At 69.3% G+C, this 20,277-nt stretch carries 22 protein-coding genes; 8 read left to right on the top strand and 14 right to left on the bottom strand.

The window, feature by feature from the left end; translation table 11 throughout:
• The 4 genes from BMW26_RS01840 to BMW26_RS01825 form a co-directional block, all read right to left on the bottom strand.
• Nucleotides 1-1,089 carry an ABC transporter permease gene (locus BMW26_RS01840; RefSeq protein ID WP_072590604.1) on the bottom strand — a complete coding sequence of 363 codons (1,089 nt, stop codon included), beginning with the start codon at nucleotides 1,087-1,089 and terminating at the stop codon, nucleotides 1-3.
• Nucleotides 1,086-1,892, bottom strand: coding sequence for an ABC transporter ATP-binding protein (locus tag BMW26_RS01835; protein ID WP_053098569.1), 807 nt, complete (start codon nucleotides 1,890-1,892; stop codon nucleotides 1,086-1,088). The genes BMW26_RS01840 and BMW26_RS01835 overlap by 4 nt, the downstream gene beginning before the upstream one ends.
• On the bottom strand, nucleotides 1,889-2,713 hold the full coding sequence (locus BMW26_RS01830; protein WP_053098568.1) for an ABC transporter ATP-binding protein: 825 nt from the start codon (nucleotides 2,711-2,713) through the stop codon (nucleotides 1,889-1,891). Before BMW26_RS01830 ends, BMW26_RS01835 begins: the two co-directional genes overlap by 4 nt.
• Before the next feature lie 71 nt (nucleotides 2,714-2,784).
• Nucleotides 2,785-4,452, bottom strand: coding sequence for an ABC transporter substrate-binding protein (locus BMW26_RS01825; protein WP_072590603.1), 1,668 nt, complete (start codon nucleotides 4,450-4,452; stop codon nucleotides 2,785-2,787).
• A 166-nt stretch (nucleotides 4,453-4,618) separates the two neighbouring features.
• Between BMW26_RS01825 and BMW26_RS01820 the strand changes: the two genes are divergently transcribed.
• On the top strand, nucleotides 4,619-5,266 hold the full coding sequence (locus BMW26_RS01820; RefSeq protein WP_053098566.1) for a TetR/AcrR family transcriptional regulator: 648 nt from the start codon (nucleotides 4,619-4,621) through the stop codon (nucleotides 5,264-5,266).
• A gap of 9 nt (nucleotides 5,267-5,275) precedes the next feature.
• The gene (locus BMW26_RS01815; protein ID WP_053098565.1) at nucleotides 5,276-6,490 is read left to right on the top strand and encodes an amidohydrolase; all 1,215 of its coding nucleotides are present in this window, start codon (nucleotides 5,276-5,278) and stop codon (nucleotides 6,488-6,490) included.
• Between the two features lie 116 nt (nucleotides 6,491-6,606).
• Here the strand turns inward: BMW26_RS01815 and moaA are convergent, their stop codons facing one another.
• The 5 genes from moaA to BMW26_RS01790 all read right to left on the bottom strand — a co-directional run bounded on the left by moaA (nucleotide 6,607) and on the right by BMW26_RS01790 (nucleotide 10,882).
• Nucleotides 6,607-7,692, bottom strand: coding sequence for a GTP 3',8-cyclase MoaA (moaA, locus tag BMW26_RS01810; protein WP_072590602.1), 1,086 nt, complete (start codon nucleotides 7,690-7,692; stop codon nucleotides 6,607-6,609).
• Nucleotides 7,693-7,847: 155 nt separating this feature from the next.
• The gene (locus tag BMW26_RS01805) at nucleotides 7,848-8,927 is read right to left on the bottom strand and encodes a sulfate/molybdate ABC transporter ATP-binding protein (RefSeq protein WP_198032365.1); all 1,080 of its coding nucleotides are present in this window, start codon (nucleotides 8,925-8,927) and stop codon (nucleotides 7,848-7,850) included.
• Nucleotides 8,924-9,712, bottom strand: coding sequence for a molybdate ABC transporter permease subunit (gene modB, locus BMW26_RS01800; protein WP_072590601.1), 789 nt, complete (start codon nucleotides 9,710-9,712; stop codon nucleotides 8,924-8,926). The genes BMW26_RS01805 and modB overlap by 4 nt, the downstream gene beginning before the upstream one ends.
• Nucleotides 9,709-10,488, bottom strand: coding sequence for a molybdate ABC transporter substrate-binding protein (gene modA / locus BMW26_RS01795; RefSeq protein WP_072590600.1), 780 nt, complete (start codon nucleotides 10,486-10,488; stop codon nucleotides 9,709-9,711). The genes modB and modA overlap by 4 nt, the downstream gene beginning before the upstream one ends.
• A 1-nt stretch (nucleotide 10,489) precedes the next feature.
• Nucleotides 10,490-10,882 (bottom strand): TOBE domain-containing protein, encoded by a 393-nt coding sequence (locus BMW26_RS01790; RefSeq protein WP_056276411.1) that lies wholly within the window; start codon nucleotides 10,880-10,882, stop codon nucleotides 10,490-10,492.
• 150 nt (nucleotides 10,883-11,032) lie between these two features.
• On the opposite strand from BMW26_RS01790, the gene BMW26_RS01785 reads away from it, so the two are divergent.
• From BMW26_RS01785 to BMW26_RS01770, 4 genes are read left to right on the top strand one after another with little or no spacing between them, the layout of a single operon-like run.
• Nucleotides 11,033-11,803 carry a HesA/MoeB/ThiF family protein gene (locus BMW26_RS01785; RefSeq protein ID WP_072590599.1) on the top strand — a complete coding sequence of 257 codons (771 nt, stop codon included), beginning with the start codon at nucleotides 11,033-11,035 and terminating at the stop codon, nucleotides 11,801-11,803.
• Complete coding sequence (locus tag BMW26_RS01780) at nucleotides 11,800-13,047, top strand: molybdopterin molybdotransferase MoeA (RefSeq protein WP_072590598.1); 1,248 nt, start codon at nucleotides 11,800-11,802, stop codon at nucleotides 13,045-13,047. Before BMW26_RS01785 ends, BMW26_RS01780 begins: the two co-directional genes overlap by 4 nt.
• Nucleotides 13,044-13,523: a cyclic pyranopterin monophosphate synthase MoaC gene (moaC, locus tag BMW26_RS01775; RefSeq protein WP_053098558.1), complete on the top strand. Its 480-nt coding sequence runs from the start codon at nucleotides 13,044-13,046 to the stop codon at nucleotides 13,521-13,523. The genes BMW26_RS01780 and moaC overlap by 4 nt, the downstream gene beginning before the upstream one ends.
• On the top strand, nucleotides 13,520-13,756 hold the full coding sequence (locus BMW26_RS01770) for a MoaD/ThiS family protein (protein WP_056276399.1): 237 nt from the start codon (nucleotides 13,520-13,522) through the stop codon (nucleotides 13,754-13,756). The genes moaC and BMW26_RS01770 overlap by 4 nt, the downstream gene beginning before the upstream one ends.
• A 125-nt stretch (nucleotides 13,757-13,881) precedes the next feature.
• On the opposite strand, the gene BMW26_RS01765 is transcribed toward BMW26_RS01770, so the two are convergent.
• The 5 genes from BMW26_RS01765 to BMW26_RS01745 form a co-directional block, all read right to left on the bottom strand.
• Nucleotides 13,882-14,322 carry a molybdenum cofactor biosynthesis protein MoaE gene (locus tag BMW26_RS01765; RefSeq protein ID WP_072590597.1) on the bottom strand — a complete coding sequence of 147 codons (441 nt, stop codon included), beginning with the start codon at nucleotides 14,320-14,322 and terminating at the stop codon, nucleotides 13,882-13,884.
• Complete coding sequence (locus BMW26_RS01760; RefSeq protein ID WP_072590596.1) at nucleotides 14,319-14,807, bottom strand: MogA/MoaB family molybdenum cofactor biosynthesis protein; 489 nt, start codon at nucleotides 14,805-14,807, stop codon at nucleotides 14,319-14,321. Before BMW26_RS01760 ends, BMW26_RS01765 begins: the two co-directional genes overlap by 4 nt.
• Nucleotides 14,808-14,848: 41 nt before the next feature.
• Nucleotides 14,849-16,489, bottom strand: coding sequence for a molybdopterin-dependent oxidoreductase (locus BMW26_RS01755; RefSeq protein ID WP_072590595.1), 1,641 nt, complete (start codon nucleotides 16,487-16,489; stop codon nucleotides 14,849-14,851).
• A gap of 84 nt (nucleotides 16,490-16,573) precedes the next feature.
• Nucleotides 16,574-16,843 carry a hypothetical protein gene (locus tag BMW26_RS01750; RefSeq protein WP_053098553.1) on the bottom strand — a complete coding sequence of 90 codons (270 nt, stop codon included), beginning with the start codon at nucleotides 16,841-16,843 and terminating at the stop codon, nucleotides 16,574-16,576.
• An 83-nt stretch (nucleotides 16,844-16,926) separates the two neighbouring features.
• A complete protein-coding gene (locus BMW26_RS01745; RefSeq protein WP_053098552.1) occupies nucleotides 16,927-17,625 on the bottom strand; it encodes a GTP pyrophosphokinase in 699 nt (232 codons plus the stop codon).
• Between the two features lie 108 nt (nucleotides 17,626-17,733).
• Between BMW26_RS01745 and BMW26_RS01740 the strand changes: the two genes are divergently transcribed.
• Complete coding sequence (locus BMW26_RS01740) at nucleotides 17,734-18,093, top strand: nuclear transport factor 2 family protein (protein ID WP_056276387.1); 360 nt, start codon at nucleotides 17,734-17,736, stop codon at nucleotides 18,091-18,093.
• Nucleotides 18,094-18,184: 91 nt separating this feature from the next.
• Nucleotides 18,185-20,272: an APC family permease gene (locus BMW26_RS01735; RefSeq protein ID WP_072590594.1), complete on the top strand. Its 2,088-nt coding sequence runs from the start codon at nucleotides 18,185-18,187 to the stop codon at nucleotides 20,270-20,272.
• Nucleotides 20,273-20,277 lie beyond the last annotated feature (5 nt).

Genomic DNA, 20,277 nt, shown 5'->3' with positions numbered 1-20,277 from the left:
TCAGGCCTCCGTCTGGCGCGTGCGCGGGTCGAGGTATGCGTAGACGATGTCCGCCAGGATGTTGGCGACCAGCACCGACAGCGTGATCACGAGGAACACGCCCTGCATGAGGGCGAAGTCCTTCGCGTTCGTGGCATCGAGCAGCAGCTTGCCGACGCCCGGGTAGCTGAAGACCATCTCCATGACGATCGTGCCGCCGACGATGAACCCGATCGAGAGGGCGAAGCTCTGGATCTGCGGCAGCACCGCGTTGCGAGCGGCATACGCCCACAGCACCCGCCTGTTCGGCATGCCCTTGGCCTGGGCGACGGTGATGTAGTCCTCGTCGAGCACCGTGAGCATCATGTTGCGCATGCCCAGCATCCATCCGCCGAGCGAGGCGATGATGATCGTGACCGCCGGCAGGGTGCCGTGCACGATGACCTGGCCGATGAAGTCGAGGCTCCATTCGGGTGACTGCCCCTTGTCGTAGGCGTGCGACGACGGGAACCACTTGAGGGTCGACGAGAAGATCGCGATCGCGATGAGACCGAGCCAGAAGTACGGGATCGTGTTGAAGAACGTCGTGATCGGGATGAGGGCGTCGAGCCTGCTGCCGCGCTTCCAGCCGACGATCGCGCCGCCGACCGTGCCGAGCGCGAACGAGATGATCGTGGCGAGACCGACGAGACCGAGCGTCCACGGGAGAGCGGATGCCAGCACCTCGCTCACCGGACGCAGGCCGTGCAGTGTCGAGATGCCGAGGTCGCCGCGGAACAGCATCGCCCAGTACTCGAAGTACTGCTGCCACATCGACTTGTCGGTGTCGATGCCGAGCAGCGCCCGCAGCGAGTCCGCCGCCTCGGGACTGATGTTGCGGTTGCGCGCGAGGTACGAGCTGACCGCGTCGCCCTTCATGAACCGCGGGAGGAAGAAGTTGATCGTGATGGCCGCCCACAGCGTGAACAGGTAGAAGCCGGCCCGACCGGCGAAGAACCGCCAGGGCACGACGGCTCGCCCCTTCTGCGCGACGGTCGCGGTGGTGCCGACCTCGAGCGCGTCGCGGTTCTCCTGGTCGATCTGACCCAGATCGGGGGATGCGGTGGTCACAGTGCACCTCCGTGCGAGCCTGTCGTCGCGAAGTGCTTGTCGGGGTCGGGCGACGCCGCCCGCAGCTCGCGCGTGTAGGGGTCCTGCGGGGTGAGGATCACGTCGTCGGCGTCGCCGTACTCGACGACCCGACCCTGGTTCAGCACCATGATCTTGTCGCTGAAGTGACGGGCGGTGGCGAGATCGTGGGTGATGTAGAGCACGCCGAGGCCCTCCTCGCGCTGCAGATCGGCGAGCAGGTTCAGCACTCCGAGACGGATCGACACGTCGAGCATCGACACCGGCTCATCGGCGACGAGCAGCGACGGCCGCGAGGCGAGCGCACGGGCGATGGCGACGCGCTGACGCTGGCCGCCCGACAGCTCATGAGGGCGGCGGTCGATCACGGCATCCGCGTCGAGGCGCACGCGCTCGAGCAGTCGGCGCACCTCGGCCTCGGTGTCCTTCTTGGGGACGACGTCGTCGAGACGGATCGGGCGCTCGAGGTGATAGCGGATCGAGTGGTACGGGTTGAGCGAGGCGAACGGGTCCTGGAACACCATCCGCAGCTGCTGGCGGTACTTCCGCAGTCCCCTGCCGCGCCGCGGGATGGGTGCGCCGTCGAGCCGCACCTCGCCGGACGTGGGAGTCTCGAGCTGGGTGAGGATCTTCGCGATGGTCGACTTGCCGCTGCCCGACTGGCCGACGAGACCGATGGTCTGGCCGGAGTTCAGGGTGAAGCTGACGTCGTCGAGCGCCTTGAGCTGGCCGGCTCCGCGGACGTTGTAGATCTTGCTGACGTGGGCGAACTCGAGAGTGGTCATCGGGTCAGCACTCCTCTCGCACCGGTGAGTCGGGGGAACGACGACAGCAGAGTCTTCGTGTAGTCGTTCTGCGGGTCGGTCCAGATCTGCTCGGCGGAGGCCAGCTCGACGATCTCGCCCTCGCGCATGATGGCGATGCGGTCGCTGATCTCGAGCAGCAGCGGAAGGTCGTGGGTGATGAAGATCACCGAGAAGCCGAACTCGTGCCGCAGCTGCGAGATCTGCTTGAGGATCTCCCGCTGCACGAGCACGTCGAGCGCCGTGGTCGGCTCGTCCATGACCATCAGCTGCGGGCGCAGCGCCAGGGCCATCGCGATCATGACACGCTGGCGCATGCCGCCGGAGAGCTCGTGCGGGAACGACCGGGTGCGCTGACGCCCGACCTTGACGATCTCGAGCAGTTCCTCGGCCTCGGCCCTGCGCTGCCGTCGCGTCATGTCAGGGCGGTGGATCTCGAACACGTCCTCGAGCTGCGAGCCGATCGTCGCCACCGGGTTCAGTGCGTTCATCGCACCCTGGAACACCATCGAGACCTTGTCCCAGCGGAACTTCTGCATCGCCTCGACGTCGAGCGCGTTGATGTCGACGTCGACACCCGATGCATCGTGGAAGGTCACGCTGCCGCCCGCGATCACCGCAGGGGCCCGGAGCAGACGCTGCACGCCGTAGGCGAGCGTGGTCTTGCCGCATCCGCTCTCCCCGGCGAGACCGAGGATCTCGCCTCTCTGCAGTTCGAGCGTGACGTTCTTCACCGCCTCGACGGGAGGGTCGACGTCGTACACGACCGAGAAGTCGCGCACGCTGAGCAGTGGTTCTGACATGAGGGGTCCTTCGTCGGTCGGGAGGTCGGTGGGAGGGGCGGATGCCGCTGCATCCGCCCCTCCGGGACTGCTTACTCGGCCGGCTTCAGCTTCGTGAGGATCTGCACGATGTTCTGCTGCGTCGGGTCGCCCGAGGCGTACGGGTCGTCCTCCGAGGGCCACCCGACGTAGTTGCGGGTGTTGTACTCGCCGAGAAGCGGGTGCGCGCCCAGCGGGATCGCCGGGACCTGCTCGACGAAGATCTGCTCGAGCGTGGTGATCGCCGCAGTGCGCTCCTCATCGGACGACGCGTTCGCGTAGGTGTTGAGCGCCTCGGTTGCCGCGGGGTCTTCGAAGCGTCCGAAGTTGAACCCGGCGATGCCCTCGGGCGAGATCCAGCGCGGGTCCATCGTCGACGTGTACAGGCCGTATGCCGTGCCGCTGTCTTCCAGCCAGTGGATGATGGCCGAGAACGAGCCGTCGTCGCGGGGGCCTGCCCAGCCGCCCCAGTCGGGCATGTCGATCTTGACCTCGGCGCCGATGGCCTCGGTGACGTCTTCGGCGATGAGCTCCTGCGCGGTGTTCCAGTCGCTCCAGCCCGAGGGCACCGAGAGCGTGAACGAGACGGGCGTGCCGTCGGGGTCGATCAGCGCGTCGTCCTTCCACGTGTATCCGGCGCTCTCGAGCAGGTCGCGCGCCTTCTCGGCGTCGACCGAGTACTCCTCGCCCTGGAACTCGGGCTGGATCTCGTCCTCGAGGATCGACGACAGACCGGTCACCGACCAGACCGGCTCGCTCGCGCCCTCACGGGCGATGTCGACGTAGGCGTCGCGGTCGATGACCCAGGCGAGCGCCTGGCGGAACGCCACATCGTCGAACGGCTTCTGCTGCAGGTTCATGAACAGCGTCGCCGAACCCGTGGTCGGCGCGACGAAGAACTTGTTGTGCTCGGGGTCGGCGTCGAGGAACTGCTCCTGGATCTGCGGGATGAACGCCTGCGCCCAGTCGGCCTCGCCCTGCGCGAGAGCCGTCGTCAGAGCGGTGTTGTCGCCGTACGAGACGTAGTGCAGCTCGGGAACCGCGAGATCGCCGCCCCAGTAGTCGTCGCGGGCCTCGAGCGTGACCGACTCGGTCGACCAGTTCGACAGGGCGTAGGGGCCGGTGCCGACCAGGTCGTCGCCCTTGACGGGGTCGGTGGCCGGCTCGTCGAGGTTCTCCCAGATGTGCTTCGGCACGATCGGCACGTGCAGGACGCGCGCCTGGTTCACGTACTTCGATTCGCCGAAGTTCAGGGTGACGGCGTCGCCCTCGACGGTCGCCCCCTCGAACTTGAGGCCGGCGGTGTCGAGCTCGGGGGTCGACACGAGCTCATAGGTGAAGACGATGTCGTCGGCGGTGAACGGCTCGCCGTCGCTCCAGGTGACGTCCTTGCGGGGCACGACGGTGAGGGCCGTGTAGTCGTCGTTCCACTCGATGCTCTCGGCGAGCCAGGGGGTGACCTCGCGGTCGCCGGTCTGGTTGACGAGACCGAGGGTCTCGAAGATGACCTTGCCGTAGCCGTACTTCGACGCCGACGAGTCGCCGACGTAGGGGTTGTTCGACTCGGTGGTGATCGCACCGTCGGGCTTGGCGATCGTCAGTGCTGCGCCGCCGGATCCGGCGTCACCGTCGTTCGATCCGCCGGCTGCGCAGCCGGCGAGGGCCGAGACGCCGAGGGCGGAGATCGCCGCGACGGCGATCATGGACTTTCTGAGCTTCATTGCTTCTCCTTGGGCACGGGTCGTTGTGCTGTGTGGCTGTCGGTGCCCGGGCATCCGACTGCATTCGCTTACTGGCGAGAAAGTAAGCTGGTGCGAGGTTACTCGTTGGTAAGTAGAGTTGGCAAGTACGATCCAGTGCAGGATTCCGTGCAGAAGAGGATGGACCATGTCGAAGGATGCTGTCGCCCACACGTCCGTCCGGCCTGCCACCCGCGAGAAGCGCGAGCAGATCCTCAAAGCCGCCGTCGAGATCTTCGGCAACAAGGGATCGACCAACGGCACCCTCGCCGATGTCGCCGAGCAGGTGGGCATCACCCACGCCGGCGTGCTGCACCATTTCGGGTCGAAGCAGAAGCTGCTGCTCGAGGTGCTCGCCTACCGCGACCAGGCCGACGTCGCCGAGCTCGCCGAGAAGCACATCCCCGGCGGACCCGAGCTCTTCCTGCACCTCGTGCGCACCGCCATCGCCAACGAGCGGCGCCCCGGGATCGTGCAGGCGTACACCGTGCTCTCATCGGAGTCCGTGACCGACAACCACCCCGGCCGCGAGTACTTCGAAGAGCGATACACGACGCTGCGACGCGAGGTGACGGATGCCTTCCACGCCCTGTGCGCGCAGGAGGGAGTGACCGAGCCCTCGACGATCACGACGGCCGCCGCCAGCATCCTCGCCGTGATGGATGGCCTGCAGCTGCAATGGCTGCTGCATCGCGACGTGTTCGACCTCGGCGAGGCGAGCGAGTTCGCGATCCGGTCGATCGTCAACGGCGTACTGCATCCAGGACCGGCACTGGAGTCGTACCGCCGCGACTAGGCTCGGGCCATGACGATCGACCTCGAAGCGCTCTACACCGACCTGCACCAGCATCCCGAGCTCTCGTTCCAGGAGACGCGCACCGCCGGCATCGCCGCGGGCCACCTGCGGGATCTCGGCCTCGAGGTGCACGAGGGCATCGGCGTCACCGGCGTGGTCGGCATCCTGCGCAACGGCGACGGCCCGGTCGTGTGGGCGCGCGCCGACATGGACGCGCTGCCCGTCGGCGAGGAGACCGGGCTGGCGTACGCGAGCACCGCGACCGGCATCGATCCGGCCGGCAACACCGTGCCCGTCATGCACGCCTGCGGCCACGACATGCACGTCACGGCGATGATCGGCGCCGTCGAGAAGCTCGTCGCCGAGAAGGCCGACTGGTCGGGAACCGTGGTCGTGCTCATCCAGCCCGCCGAGGAGTACGGCGCCGGATCCCGTGCCATGCTCGACGCCGGACTGCGCGATCTCGTGCCGCACCCCGACGTCGTGCTCGGCCAGCACGTCACTCCCCTGCCCGCCGGAACCATCGGCGTGCGCCCCGGTACGCAGATGGCGGCATCCGACGGACTCACCGTCGTGCTGCACGGACGCGGCGGACACGGCTCACGCCCGCACTCCACGATCGACCCGGTCGTCATGGCCGCGGCGACCGTCATGCGGCTGCAGACCATCGCATCGCGCGAGGTCGACCCGCGCGATGTCGCAGTGGTGACGGTCGGCTCGATCCATGCGGGCCTCAAGAACAACATCATCCCGGCCGAGGCCAAGCTCGAGCTCAGCCTGCGCTATCCGAACGACGAGATGCGCGACAAGGTGCTCGCGAGCGTCGAGCGCATCGTGCGGGCCGAGGCGGCGGCATCCGGAGCCGAGCGCGAGCCCGAGATCCGCACTGACCACACCCTGCCGCCGACGATCAACGACGCCGATGCCACCGCGCGCGTCACCTCCGCCCTGCAGCGCGCGCTCGGCGAGGCGTCGGTCGTCGACCCCGGGATGTTCACCGGCAGCGAGGACGTGTCGTGGTTCGCCCGCGACACCGGCGCGCCGCTGGTCTTCTGGTTCTGGGGCGGCATCGATGCGGCGAAGTTCGCGGCATCCGCCGCCGCCGGCACGCTCGACAAGGACATCCCGACCAACCACTCGCCGTTCTTCGCGCCCGAGATCCACCCGACGATCGAGGTCGGCGTCACCGCACTGTCGGCCGCCGCGCGGGAGTTCCTCGACTGACGCGCGTTCTCGCCGTTCACAATTCAGCATCAGCGGTCGGGATCGGGCCGGATTCAGGCCCTGAGCACGCGGAACGCACGTTCTCTGCTGAATTGTGAACGCGAAGCGGGGCTGACTCAGCCGCCGATGGCGTTCATGCCTCGGGCGGGCTGCAGGAATGACGGGTCGTTGATCGCGTGCCCCGGCAGCTTGCCGTGCACGCAGGAGCGCAGCATGTCGGCGATCCCGCCAGCACGCCGGGCGGAGTCGGATGCTCCGTCGCCGCGCAGCACGCCGATCAGGTCGTACTCCGCGTTCGAGAACAGGCAGTTGCGCAGTTGTCCGTCGGCGGTCAGTCGAAGTCGGTCGCACGCGCCGCAGAAGGGGGCGGTGACCGAGGCGATGACGCCGACCTCGTGCGGTCCGCCGTCGATGCGCCATTTCTCCGCCGGCGCACCGCCGCGGCCGGGAACCGGCTCCAGATCCCACCGCGCGCTGAGCTTCTCGAGGATCTCCTCGCGCGTCACCATCGAATCGCGATCCCAGGTGTGCCCGGCGTCGAGCGGCATCTGCTCGATGAAGCGCAACTGCGCGCCGACCTCCATCGCGAACGCGACCAGGTCGGGCAGCTCGTCGTCGTTGACGCCGCGCATAGCGACCGTGTTGAGTTTGAGCGGGCGCAGTTCGGATGCCGCCGCTGCCGCGATGCCCTCGAACACGTCGTCGATGCGGTCTCGACGCGTGAGGTCGGCGAAGCGCTGACGATCGACCGTGTCGATGCTGATGTTCAGTCGCGTGAGGCCGGCGTCGATCAGGTCGGGCAGGTGCTTCGCGAGCGTGATGCCGTTCGTCGTCATGGCGACCTCGACAGGGCCTTCGTCCCCCTCGATCGCCGAGACACGGCGCACGACGTCGACGATGTCGGCACGCAGCAGCGGCTCACCGCCGGTGAGCCGGAAGGTGCGGATGCCGAGCGACGCGGCGACCTGCGCCACTTCGACGATCTCGTCGGTCGACAGGATGCTGGTGCGCGCCAGCCATTCGTTTCCCTGCTCGGGCATGCAGTAGGTGCAGCGCAGCGAGCAGCGGTCGGTCAGCGAGATGCGCAGGTCGCGGTGCACGCGCCCGTGGGTGTCGACGAGTCCCTGCGACGCGGGCGCGGGGTCTGTGGCGACCACGGGATGCGGCGAGCGCACACCGATCACGACCGGCACGGCCGTCATCGCAGTTTCCCTCTCCCCGACATGTTCCGAGACTACCCGCGCCCCGCGTCGCGCGGCCCATGCGGGCGCGACGACCGGCATATTGCCAGGTCCTTTCGGGACGCGCGGCGCTCGCCCAGGCCACCTGGCTGGAGATTCGGCCGGGAGTTCACCAGTCATCGGGCGAGCTCAGCGCACGGAACTGCGACGAACCGCACCAGCGCCGGGTCCACCCGCAGCCGAATCCGATCGCCGACCGCCACGCCTCCGGCAGCATCCAGCGACAGGTCGATCGCGCCTGCATCGGTGTGCACGCGCACGCCTCCCAGCGTGGGCTCGATGCGCGTCACCGCAGCCGGCCACGACTCCGGGCCTGCCTCGGCGACCCGCACGTCGCCCGGGCGGAAGACCGCGGCGAGCGCAACGCCGTCCGTCGCGGCGAGAGCACGCGATGCAGGATGGGCGCTGGTCAACCGCGCGTCGCCGCTGCGCCATGCTCCCCCACTCGCGACCCCGACCAGGCGGTTGACCCCGGCGATCGACGCGACGAAACCGGATGCCGGGGCGGCGAGCACCTCGCGCACCGGGCCCACCTGCGTCACGCGACCAGCCTCGACGACGATCAGCCGGTCGGCGAGCGCGACGGCATCCGCGGCATCGTGCGTGACCGCGACGGTCGTGGTCGAGATGAGCTGGTCGCGCAGCATCCGCCTGATGTCGCCGGCCGTCTCGGGGTCGAGGGCAACGAGTGGCTCGTCGAGCAGTACGACGCGAGGGGATGCGGCGAGCGCGCGAGCGACCGCGACCCGTTGCTGCTCACCGCCGGAGAGCTCGTGCGGCATCCGCTCTCCGGAGCCGGGGAGTCCGACCCGTGCGAGCCAATCGTCGGCCCCCGCCCGCGCCGCGCGGGCGTCAGTGCCCGCCGCCCGTGGCCCGAACGCCACGTTCTCGCGCGCCGACAGATGCGGGAACAGCCGGGGCTTCTGCCCGAGCAGCACGACCCCGCGGCGCATCGGCTCGGTCCTCACCCGCGGCTTCGCGACCCGGTCGACGACCCGGCCCTCGACGGCGATCTCGCCCCCGCCCAGCGGCTCGAGTCCGGCGAGCGCCTGCAGCAGCGTCGACTTGCCCGCTCCGCTGGGTCCCATCACGGCGACCGTCTCGCGGGTCTCCACCTGCAGCGAGACATCGACGGTGAAGTGCTCTCGCGGCACGACCACGCGGGCGCGCAGCCCGGCGACAGCAGGCGCGCTCATCGCGCCGCCCCCGGCCGCCAGCCGCGCACGAGCAGCAGCACGAGGATCGCCGTGGCGAGCAGCAGCAGCGCGAGGGCGACCGCGGCCCCCTGGGTGACGCCTGCGCCGTTGAAGGCCGTGTAGATCGCCAGGGGCATGGTCTGCGTGACGCCGGGGCGGTTGCCCGCGAAGAGTGCCGTCGCGCCGAACTCGCCGATGGCCCGGGCGAAGCACAGCACCACGCCCGCGACGATCCCGGGCGCCGCGAGCGGCAGCGTGATGCGGCGCAGGATCGTCCAGCGGCCGGCTCCGAGCGCGGCGGCTGTCCGCTCGTACTCGACACCGGAGGTGCGCACAGCCCCTTCGACCGCCAGCACGAGGAACGGCAGCGCCACGAAGGTCTGCGCAAGCACGACGGCCGGCGTGCTGAAGGAGATCCCGAGACCGCCGAACCACCCCGCCCGCCCGAACAGGTAGAGCAGGGCGACACCGCCGACCATCGGCGGCAGCACGAGCGGCACCGTGACAGCGGCCCGCAGCACGGCGGCCAGGCGGGGCCCGGAGCGGGCGATCGTCAACGCCAGCGGCACGCCGATCACGATGCACAGCAGAGTGGCGACGAGGCCGGTGCCGAGCGACAGGAGCAGAGCCGAGCGCGCGGACTCCGACGTCACGTCGGTGATGAAGGTCGACCACTCGACACGGGCGACGAGCGCCGCGAGCGGGAGGATGAGGAACGCGAGACCGATCAGGGCCGGGATGGCCAGGGCACGCGGCGCGTATCCGTGTGAAGCGGCCGCGGTCACGGCGCTCCGAAGCCGAAGTCGGCCAGGATGCTCTGGCCATCATCCGACAGCACGAACGCGACGAACGCGTCGGCGGCCGCAGAGTTCGATGCCTCCGACAGCGTCGCGATCGGATAGCGGTTGACGACGTCGTCGGCACCGTCGGGCACGATCACCTCGACATCGTCGCGACCGACGACGTCGGTGGCGTAGACGAGGCCCGCATCCGCCTCACCGGCTGCGACCTTGGTGAGCACGGCGGTGACGTTCTGCTCGAGGCTCGCGGCGTCGACCGCGACGCCGGCGTTCGAGAGCAGCGTCGCCGAGGCGGCGCCGCACGGCACCTCGGGGGCGCACAGCACGGTGGTGACGTCGCCCAGATCGGCGAGGGCCTCGACGCGACCCGGATTGCCCGAGGGAACGGCGATCACGAGCGTGTTGGAGGCGAACAGGGTCGGGTCGACCGCGGCATCCTCGAGCTTGTCCATGTTCGCCTCGTCGGCTGAGGCGAAGACGTCGGCCGGAGCGCCCTCGCGCAGCTGGGTGACCAGCGTCGACGATCCGTCGTAGACGCCGCTGAACGTCACATCGGGGTTCTCGTCGGTGAAGGCCGCACCGATCTCGTCGAAGGCGCCCGACAGCGATGCGGCGGCGTACACCGTGAGCTCGCCGCTGACGGCACTCTCCGGTGCATCTCCCGAGCTGGCAGGGGCCGGGGCTTCGGCGGTGCACCCTGTGAGGGCGAGAGCGGCGGCGGCCAGGACGACCGCGACGGTGCGACGCAGGGCGCGATTCATGTCAGCCCTTCGGCACTTCGACGACGACGTTGGTCGCCTTGACGGATGCGGTGGCGAGCGAGCCGACCTCCAGGTTCAGCTCGCGGGCGGCCTCGGCCGACATGAGCGAGACGACGCGATGGGGTCCGGACTGCAGATCTACCTGTGCCATGACTCCGTCGATCTGCACGCGCGTCACGATGCCGACGAAGCGGTTGCGGGCGCTCGAGAGAGCATGATCCGACGCCTGCGCCTCCTCGGCGAGCTCCACAGCGCGGGCGGCGAGAGCGTCACCGGGGATCTCGGCCGGGACGGCATCCGTCGTCGGCAGCAGGCCCTGATCGATCCAGCGCCGCACCGTGTCATCGCTCACTCCGAGCAGCTGTGCTGCGCGGGCGATCCGAAAGCTCTGCATGGGTGAACACTACCGCAGACGCGGATGCTGAAACCAAAAATCACCGCATTCACGGAAGCAACACGCTCGATCGGCATCCGTTCGCTGCGAACTCCGGACGAATCCCCTCGCCCCCGCCGCAATCGCGCACCCCGGGCATAGCCTGGTGCAATGCAGCCGCTCGTCGCTCCCGCGCCCGCCCTCGACCCGGCCGAACTCGTCCGCACCGCCAGGCACGCGGTGCTCACGGGCATCGGAGAGGAGGGGCAGCGCCGTCTCGCCGCGGCCCACGTCACCGTGGTCGGCGCCGGCGGCATCGGCTCCCCCGTGCTCCTCGCACTGGCCGCGGCAGGAATCGGCAGCATCACGGTGATCGACGACGACATCGTGGAGCTGACCAATCTGCAGCGCCAGCTCGCTCACCGTGTCGAGGACATCGGCCGCCCCAAGACCGTTTCGGCGGCGCGCGCGATCAGCGCACTGTCACCGGGTGCGGAGGTCGTGACGGCCTCCGAGCGACTCGACTCCGAGAACGCCGAGCGCCTGTTCGCCGGGGCCGACATCGTGGTCGACACGAGCGACTCCTTCGCGACCCGCCGCGACGTCGCCGCTGCGACCGAGACCCTCGGCATCCCGCTCGTGTGGGGTGCCGTGCAGGAGTGGCACGCGCAGGCCACCGTGTTCTGGTCGAATCCCCCCGAAGGCCACACGCCCGTGGTGCTCACCGATCTCTTCCCGCTCGGCACCGAGGGCGAGCCGCCCAGCTGCGCGCAGGTCGGCGTGCTCGGGGCCCTGTGCGTGCAGGTGGGCGGGATGCTGGCGGGCGAGGTCGTGAAGCTCATCACCGGCGCGGGCGAGCCGCTGCTCGGCCGGCTCGCGATGATCGACTCCCTCACCTCGAGACAGCACGAGATCGCCATCCGTTCGGCGGTGTCGGCATGAGCGCCGAGGGCGGCGGCCGCCGATCCGTCGAGGATCAGCTCGCGCGGGTGCTGGATGCCGTACGCGCACTGCCCGCCGAGGCACGGGCGATCCGGGACGCGGCCCAGCGCACGCTCGCAGAGCCTGCGACGGCGGCGCACGACATCCCGCTCTTCGACAACTCCGCGATGGACGGCTTCGCCGTGCGGGCAGCGGATGTCGCCTCGGCATCCGACGAGAGCCCTGTCGTGCTCCGCGTCGTCGCAGATCTGCCCGCCGGGGTGTCGGACGACCCGGCACTCGGAGCCGGCGAGGCGGCACGCATCATGACCGGCTCGCCCGCCCCGACGGCGGCGGACGCGATCGTGCCTTTCGAGGACACCGTCGGCGGTCTCGCCGATTCGCTGGGCGAGGTGCGGGTGCTGCGCGCACCGTCGACCGCAGGAGCGTTCATCCGCCGTCGCGGCGCCGACCTGCGCGCCGGTGACGCAGTGGTGCTCGCCGGCGAGCGCCTCGGAGCGTTCCAGCTGTCCGCTGCCGTCGCCGCCGGGGTCGAGAGCGTGACGGTGACACGCGCACCCCGGGTGGCCGTCGTATCGACCGGCAGTGAGCTGCTCGAGCCGGGCGAGCCCGCAGCGCGCGGCCGCATCCCCGATTCCAACGGTCCGCTGCTCGAGCTCCTCGTCGCCGATGCCGACGCCGAGGTCGTGCTCGTCGCCCGCGTCGCGGATGACGCCGATGCCGTGCGCACCGTCACGGCGACCGCCGTAGAACGCGGCGCTGACGTGATCGTGTTCACCGGCGGCGTGAGCGCCGGTGCGTACGAGCCCGTGCGCGGCGCGTTCGACGGACACGGCGAGGTCGAGTTCGCGAGCGTCGCGATGCAGCCGGGCAAGCCGCAGGCGTTCGGCGTGCTCGACGCCGGCACTCTGGTGTTCGGTCTTCCCGGAAACCCCGTGAGCGTGGCGGTGTCGTTCGAGGTGTTCGTGCGCCCCGCGCTGCTGGCGCTGCAGGGTCGCTCCGAGATCCACCGCCCGCGCGCATCCTTCACCGCGGATGCCGCGTGGACCACCCCGCCGGGACGCCGTCAGTACCTGCCCGCCGTCGTCGACCTCGTGAACAGGACCGTGCGCCCGGCGACCTCGGGCGGCTCGGGATCGCACCTGGCCGGCGGACTCGCCCGCGCCCACGCGTTCGCCGTCGTGCCCGCTGAGGTCGAGGCCGTCGCCGTGGGCGATGCGATCGATGTCATGCTGGTCGGATGAGCTTCACGCATCTCGATTCGGCCGGCCACGCCCACATGGTCGATGTGACCGGCAAGCAGCCGACGGTCCGCACCGCCACCGCGCGCGGATTCGTGCGCTGCGGCGCCGAAGTCATCGCTGCCCTGCGCGACGGCACCGCACCCAAGGGCGACGTTCTCGCGGTCGCCCGCATCGCCGGCATCCAGGCCGCCAAGTCGACACCCGCTCTGCTGCCCCTCGCCCACGTGATCGGCGTGCACCGCGCGTCGGTCGAACTCGACATCGTCGACGACGGCGTGCACGTCGAGGCGACCGTCGGCACTGCCGACCGCACCGGCGTCGAGATGGAGGCCCTCACAGCGGTCTCGGTGAGTGCCCTCGCGATCGTCGACATGATCAAGGGCCTCGACCGCTCGGTCGTGATCGAAGACGTGCGCATCGTCGCGAAGTCGGGCGGGCGCTCGGGCGACTGGGTGCGCGAGGGAGAGACCCTGTGACCACCCGCGTCCGCTATTTCGCTGCGGCCGCCGAGGCCGCGGGCACCGACGCCGAGGACCGCGGCGAGCACTCGCTCGAGCAGCTGCGCGCCGCCGTCGTCGCCGACCATCCGGCGCTCGCCGACATCCTTCCGCGGTGCGCGGTCATGGTCGACGGTGTGCGCAGCGATGACGACCGTCCGCTCGACGACGCCCAGCTGATCGACGTGCTTCCCCCGTTCGCCGGGGGATAGGCCGCAGGCGAAGCGATGCCCGCGGGGCGTGCGCTTCGTGCGGCGATCTGCGCGTCAGAAGGACGCGGATGCCGAAAACGGCCTTCAGAAGCGCGAATGGCCGCGTGAAGCAGCCGCGACTCGACTCAGCCGCCGATGCCCTTCCACGAGGTCGAGCCGTCCGACTCGACCTGGCGCTTCCACACCGGCAGCGACGTCTTGATGTCCTCGATGACCGCGCGGCACACCTCGAAGGCCTCAGCACGATGCTCTGCCGCGACCGCGATGACCACGGCCGCATCCCCGACGTCGAGGCGACCGATTCGGTGGCTCACGGCGACCACGACCCTGGCGTCGCCGACGGCATCCGCTGCCGCCTCCTCGGCGATGCGTCGCAGCGTCGGCTCCGCATCGGGGTGCGAGCTGTATTCGAGCCCGACCACCGGGGTCGTCGCATCGGGGTCGTTGTCGCGCACGCGCCCGATGAAGGTCGTGACCCCGCCCAGGGCCGGGTCGTCCACCGCAGCGAGATGCGCGTCGACGTCGAGCTTCTCCTCCGAGATCGCTGCGATCCGCACCTCGTTCACGAGTGATCACCGCCCTCGACCTGGTCGACGACGTGTCTGGCGACGGTGAGCACGACGGGAACACCGGATGCCACGGCCCGGGGCGACCCGGGAAGATTCACCACGAGCGATCCGGCCGGTTCGACGATGCCCGCCACGCCACGAGAGAGCACGGACAGCGGGGTGTCGGCGAGGCCGCTGCGGCGCAGTTCCTCGGCGATGCCGGGCACCTCGCGGGTGATCACCCGACGGGTGCCCTCCGGCGTCTCATCGCGCGGACTGACGCCGGTCCCCCCGGTCGTCACGATCAGCCTCACGCCGCGGGCCACCGCTCGGCGCAGCGCATCCGCGACCGAGGTGGCGCCGTCGGCGATGACCTCGGCATCCGGGCAGTGCCACCCGGCATCCCGCAGCAGCCCGACCGCGATCGGCCCTCCCCTGTCTTCGCGTTCACCCGCGAAGGATCGATCCGAGACAGTGATCACGCAGGCGGGGAGCGACGTCATGGCTCCCACACTAGGGCGAGACCCGGGGTCACGCACCGGCATCAGGCGACGCGGATCAGCGACCGCTGCCACCCCGACGAACCGTTCGGCGCGATCGGCGCCCGCTCTTCGATCTGCAGGTCGCCGTTCTTGTTGATGGCTCGCACGGCCACGTAGTGCGTGCCCGGCGTGGCATCCCACTCCATGAACCACTGCACCCAGGTGTCCTCGTTGATCGGTGCCGACAGCGTCGCCGGCATCCAGTCGCCCTCATCGATGCGCACCTCGACCCGCTCGATGCCGACCGACTGCGCCCACGCGACGCCCGCGATCGGGATGCGGCCGGCCTTGACCGCCTCGCCGACCTTGGGAGTGTCGACGCGCGAGGCGAACTTGATCGGCGCCTCGGCGCTGTATCCACGCGGGGTCCAGTAGGCCTCGTCCTTGTCGAACGTCGTCACCTTGAGCTCGGTCAGCCACTTCGTCGCCGAGACGTAGCCGTAGAGACCGGGAACGACCATGCGCACCGGGAACCCGTGCTCGAGCGGCAGCGGCTCGCCGTTCATGCCCACCGCGAGGATCGCATCGAGGTTGTCGTCGGTCAGCGCCGACAGCGGCGTGCTCGCGGTGTATCCGTCGACGCTCTTCGACAGCACCATGTCGGCTCCGGACTTCACCCCTGCCTTCTTGAGAACATCGCGCAGCGGGACGCCGAGCCACTTCGCATTGCCGACGAGGTCGCCGCCCACCTCGTTCGAGACGCAGGTGAGGGTGATCGCATACTCGTCGAGCCCCATGTCGAGGAGGTCCTGGAAGCTCATCTCGACGCGCTGATCGACCATGCCGTCGATCACGAGACGCCAGGTGCTGGGGTCGATCGTGGGCACGGTCAGCGCGGTGTCGACGCGGTAGAAGTCCTTGTTCGGGGTGAACAGCTTGCTCAGGCCCGGGATGTCGAGCTCGGCGCCCTTCGGCACCGTGACCGTCGACTTCGGCGCCGGGAGCTTCAGCGCCTCCCGGATCGACGCCACGGAGGCGACCGTCATGCTCACCGTGCGCGACGCGATGCCGACGACGACCGCCGAGACGCTCGCGATCCCGGCGAGGATGAAGAACTGCCGACGCCCCAGATCCTTCGGCGGCTGCGCGGCATCCTGGCCCACCGTCCCGGTGCCGGTCGCGGCGAGACCCTCGCCCTTGCGGTCGGTCATCACGGCGGGAACCGCCGAGGCCCTCCACGTCTTCAGACGGCGGATCAGGAGCACCATCAGGATCGACCCTGCGATGGTGCCGAGCACGGGAGGCAGGAAGGCGAGGGGCGTGACTCCCGCCCTCGTCACGATCGCCGCGGTGGAGAGCGCGCCCGCGACCACCAGGGCGATCACGCCGAGCGGGGGACGGAGCAGCTGAAGGATTCCGGCGATCGCCGACGCGATCACCACCGCGAGACCGAGACCGACCAGCAGCGCGATCTTGTCGTACTCGCCGAAGGTCGCGATCGCGAATTCCTTGAAGGGCTGCGGCACGATGTCGATCACGAAACCGCCGACCGCGAGGATCGGGCTCGCTGAGCGCGCGAAGATCAGCGCGAACAGCTCTGCGGTGGCCAGGAAGACGGCACCGCTGATCACACCCGAGAGTGCTGCCCAGAGGATGAATCGTCTGCCCTTGCTGCGCTGTGGGTCTTTGCTGCGCTGTGCCATGATCTGCTCCTTCGCACCGCCGACGGTGTGGTCAGCGGTTGTTCGGAGCGAAGGCGCGAACGGATGGTCGCGAGCGCCGGTGCGTCAGAGACGCCGCGCGGTGATGGTGTCGCGGTCCTGCAGCTGGCGCAGAGTGCGCAGGCACCGGGAGCACAGGATCTCGACGCGACGCGGGTGGTTCTCCCCGCAGACGCAGTCGACCGTGACGCGCCACTTGGCCTTGCGTCCGCAGGCGGCATAGGCCTCGTCGTCGCCGTGGTCGCACTCGCACAGCTGGCGTCCGCGGTCGAGACCGGGGAGCTCGACGAGGGTGCGCTCGAGGTCGGCGACCGGGGGCTGCTGCGTCTTCACCACCTGCCCATGCTCCCGGAGCCCGCCGCCGCGCGCAACACCGCGCCGCTCGCGTGCGCCGCGCACCGGAGACGACGAGCGTCGGGTCAGACCTGCACGACGTGCGGCGGGGGCGGCGGCGCGAGCTGGCGCTGCGGCACTCCGTGCGCCTCGCGATGCAGACGCTCCATGCGGCTGTCGAGCTCGGCGGCGGCCTCGGCCGCATCGGTCAGGCTGTCGACGAGGTGCGAGGGCACCTGGTTCGAGAACTTGTAATAGATCTTGTGCTCGAGGCTGGCCCAGAAGTCCATCGCGATGGTCCGGAACTGCACCTCGACCGGCACCGCGAGCGCCCCGGTCGACAGGAACACCGGCACCTCGATGATCGCGTGCAGGCTCTTGTAGCCGTTCTCCTTCGGCGTGGCGATGTAGTCCTTGACAGTGCGCACGGTGACGTCGTCCTGCGCGGTGAGCAGGTCGAACAGGCGGTACACGTCGGCGACGAAGCTGCACGTCACGCGCACGCCGGCGATGTCGGTGATCTCGGAGCGGATGCGCTCGAAGTCCGGCTCGACGATGCCCTTGCGGGCGATCTTCTCGACGATGCTGTCGGGGGTCTTCAACCGGCTCTTGACGTGCTCGATCGGGTTGTACGCGTGGTGATGGGTGAACTCGTCACGCAGGATCGAGATCTTCGTCTCCACCTCCCGCATCCCGAACTCGTACTCGCGCAGGAAGCGCTGGAACTCATCGCGGAGCTCCCGAGTCTGCTGGATCGCATCGTCGGTGAGCTGAAGGGACGTCATGCATCCGACGTTACGCGTTCGTGATCGGCGCAGGCTGTGCATCGCCGATGAGAAATTCGGTCCGGCGCGGTCTTGACGATGTCGGAGGCCGGGTCTACAACGGACGACATGGCTACCGCAGGCGAGAAGTGGACAGAGGCGTACGTCGAGGCGTGGCGATCGAACGACCCGCAGCAGATCGCGGCGCTCTTCAGCGAAGACGCGATCTACCTCACGAGCCCCGACGCCGAGCCGCGGGTCGGTCGGGCCGACATCGTCGCCGGCTGGCTCGAGGACCTCGACGATCCGGGTACGTGGTCGTTCGAGTGGTGGATCGTCCGCGAGGATGACGACTTCGTGGCGATCGAGGGGCGCACGCAGTACCCGTCTGAAAGGGACTATCTCAATCTCTGGATCGTCCGACTGGATGCCGAGGGCCGGGCGACCGCGTTCACCGAGTGGTACATGCCGCGCCCTCATTCCGAGTGACCGCCTCGGCCGCGTAAGGATTCCGTTAGGGACACCGGGGCACCCGTAGGGATTCCGTGAGGAACGCGTGAGGAAGCCGTTCGCGGGCGTAATGTCGCCCGACGTGTCAGATGAAACCCGGGACAACCTCGACGCTCCTCCTCGCGTGAAGCGCATCCTCATCGGCGACCCGCTGACGAGCGCACAGGTCGACGATCAGCTGCTCCCGAAGAAGATGGCGTTGCCGATCTTCGCGTCGGACGCCCTGAGCTCGGTCGCCTACGCGCCGCAGGAGCTCGTGATGATCCTCCTCATCGGCGGACTGACGTTCCTGTCGTTCACGCCGCTCGTCGCGGTCGCGGTCGTCGTGCTGCTGATCGTCGTCGTGCTCAGCTACCGGCAGCTCATCAAGGCCTACCCTTCGGGCGGCGGCGACTACGAGGTCGCCTCGAAGAACCTCGGCGAGATCCCCGGCGTCATCGTCGCGGCCGCGCTGCTGGTCGACTACGTGCTGACGGTCGCCGTGTCGGTGGCATCCGGCGTCGACAACATCATCTCGGCGGTGCCGGGCCTCGATCCGCTGCGCGTCGAGCTGGCGGTCGGATTCGTGATCCTCATCATCGTGGTGAACCTGCGAGGAGTGCGCGAGGCCTCGCTCGTCTTCGCGATCCCGACCTACGTGTTCATCGCCTCCGTCGGCTTCATGATCGTGACCGGGCTGTTCCGCACCTTCCTCGGCGATGCGCCGGTCGCCTCGAGCGCCGAGTTCGCCGTGCACTCCGAAGACCTCGGCCAGGCCGCGGTGATCCTTCTGATCCTGCGGGCGTTCTCGAGCGGATGCTCGGCCCTCACCGGCGTCGAGGCGGTGTCGAACGGCGTGCCCGCCTTCCGCACCCCGAAGGTCCGCAACGCCCAGACCACGCTCGTGCTGATGGGTTCCATCGCCGCGTGCCTGTTCGCCGGGCTCACCGCCCTGGCCCTGATCACCGGCGTGCACTACGCCGAGAACCCGTGCGACCTGATCGGCTTCGACTGCTCGAACCCGCAGCCGAGCCTGATGGCGCAGATCGCGTCTGCGACGTTCGGCGGCGGCAGCATCCTGTTCTTCATCATCCAGGCGGCGACCGCCTGCGTGCTGCTGCTGGCTGCCAACACCGCCTTCAACGGATTCCCGCTGCTCGGCTCGGTGCTCGCCCGTGACGGCTACGCCCCCAAGTCGCTGAACACCCGCGGCGACCGCCTCGTGTTCTCGAACGGCATGATCGTGCTGGGGATCGCGGCGATCATCGTGCTCGTGGTGTTCCAGGCGAAGCTCACCACGCTGATCCAGCTCTACATCATCGGCGTCTTCGTGTCGTTCTCGCTCGGGCAGATCGGCATGGTCCGGCACTGGCGCCGCGTGCTGCGCGGGCCGGTGGGGACGACTCCCGGGTCGGGCGTCGACGGCGCCTCGGCATCCGACCGCCGCTCGGCGAAGATCGGACTGGTCATCAACTCGGTGGGCGCCGCGATGACGGTGGCGGTGCTGCTGATCGTGACGATCACGAAGTTCACGCACGGCGCCTACCTGGTGTTCTTCGCGATCCCGGTGCTGGCGTTCCTGATGATGGGCGTGAAGCGGTACTACCGCGACGTCGAGCACGAGATCGCGATCGACGACACGACGAAGTTCGGCGCGACCGGCGACCTGGCGATCGTGCTCGTCAACCGCCTGCAGAAGCCGGTGATCAAGGCCATCGACTATGCGATCGCCGCCAAGCACGGCAAGACTCTGGCGGTGCACGTCGCCGTCGCATCCGACGATGCCGCGCAGCTGCAGAAGGACTGGGCAGATCACCTCGTGCCGATCCCGCTGGTGATCGTCGAGTCGCCGTTCCGGTCGTTCGCACAGCCGGTGACGCAGTTCATCAAGCAGTACCGCGAGAAGCACGGCTCGTCCGTGGTCACGGTCTATCTGCCGCAGTACATCGTGGGGCACTGGTGGGAGACGTTCCTGCACAACCGCCGCTCACGCCGCCTGGCCAACCAGCTGATGCTCGTGCACGGGGTCTCGATCACGCTCGTGCCGTGGCTGCTCGACTCGTCGGAGCTGATCTACGGCCGACGCTCACGCCCGCTGCCGGGGCAGGAGCGCGCAGGGCGACCGGTCGTCGTGAACGGCCGCCGCGCGCACCGCCCCGAGGGTCCGCCCGAGAGCTGACGCCG

Origin of the sequence: Microbacterium sp. 1.5R, from assembly GCF_001889265.1 — a bacterium.
In the GTDB taxonomy this organism is placed as follows: domain Bacteria; phylum Actinomycetota; class Actinomycetes; order Actinomycetales; family Microbacteriaceae; genus Microbacterium.
Note: the sequence above shows the minus strand (reverse complement) of the source record. Positions and strands in the feature narration are given on the sequence as shown.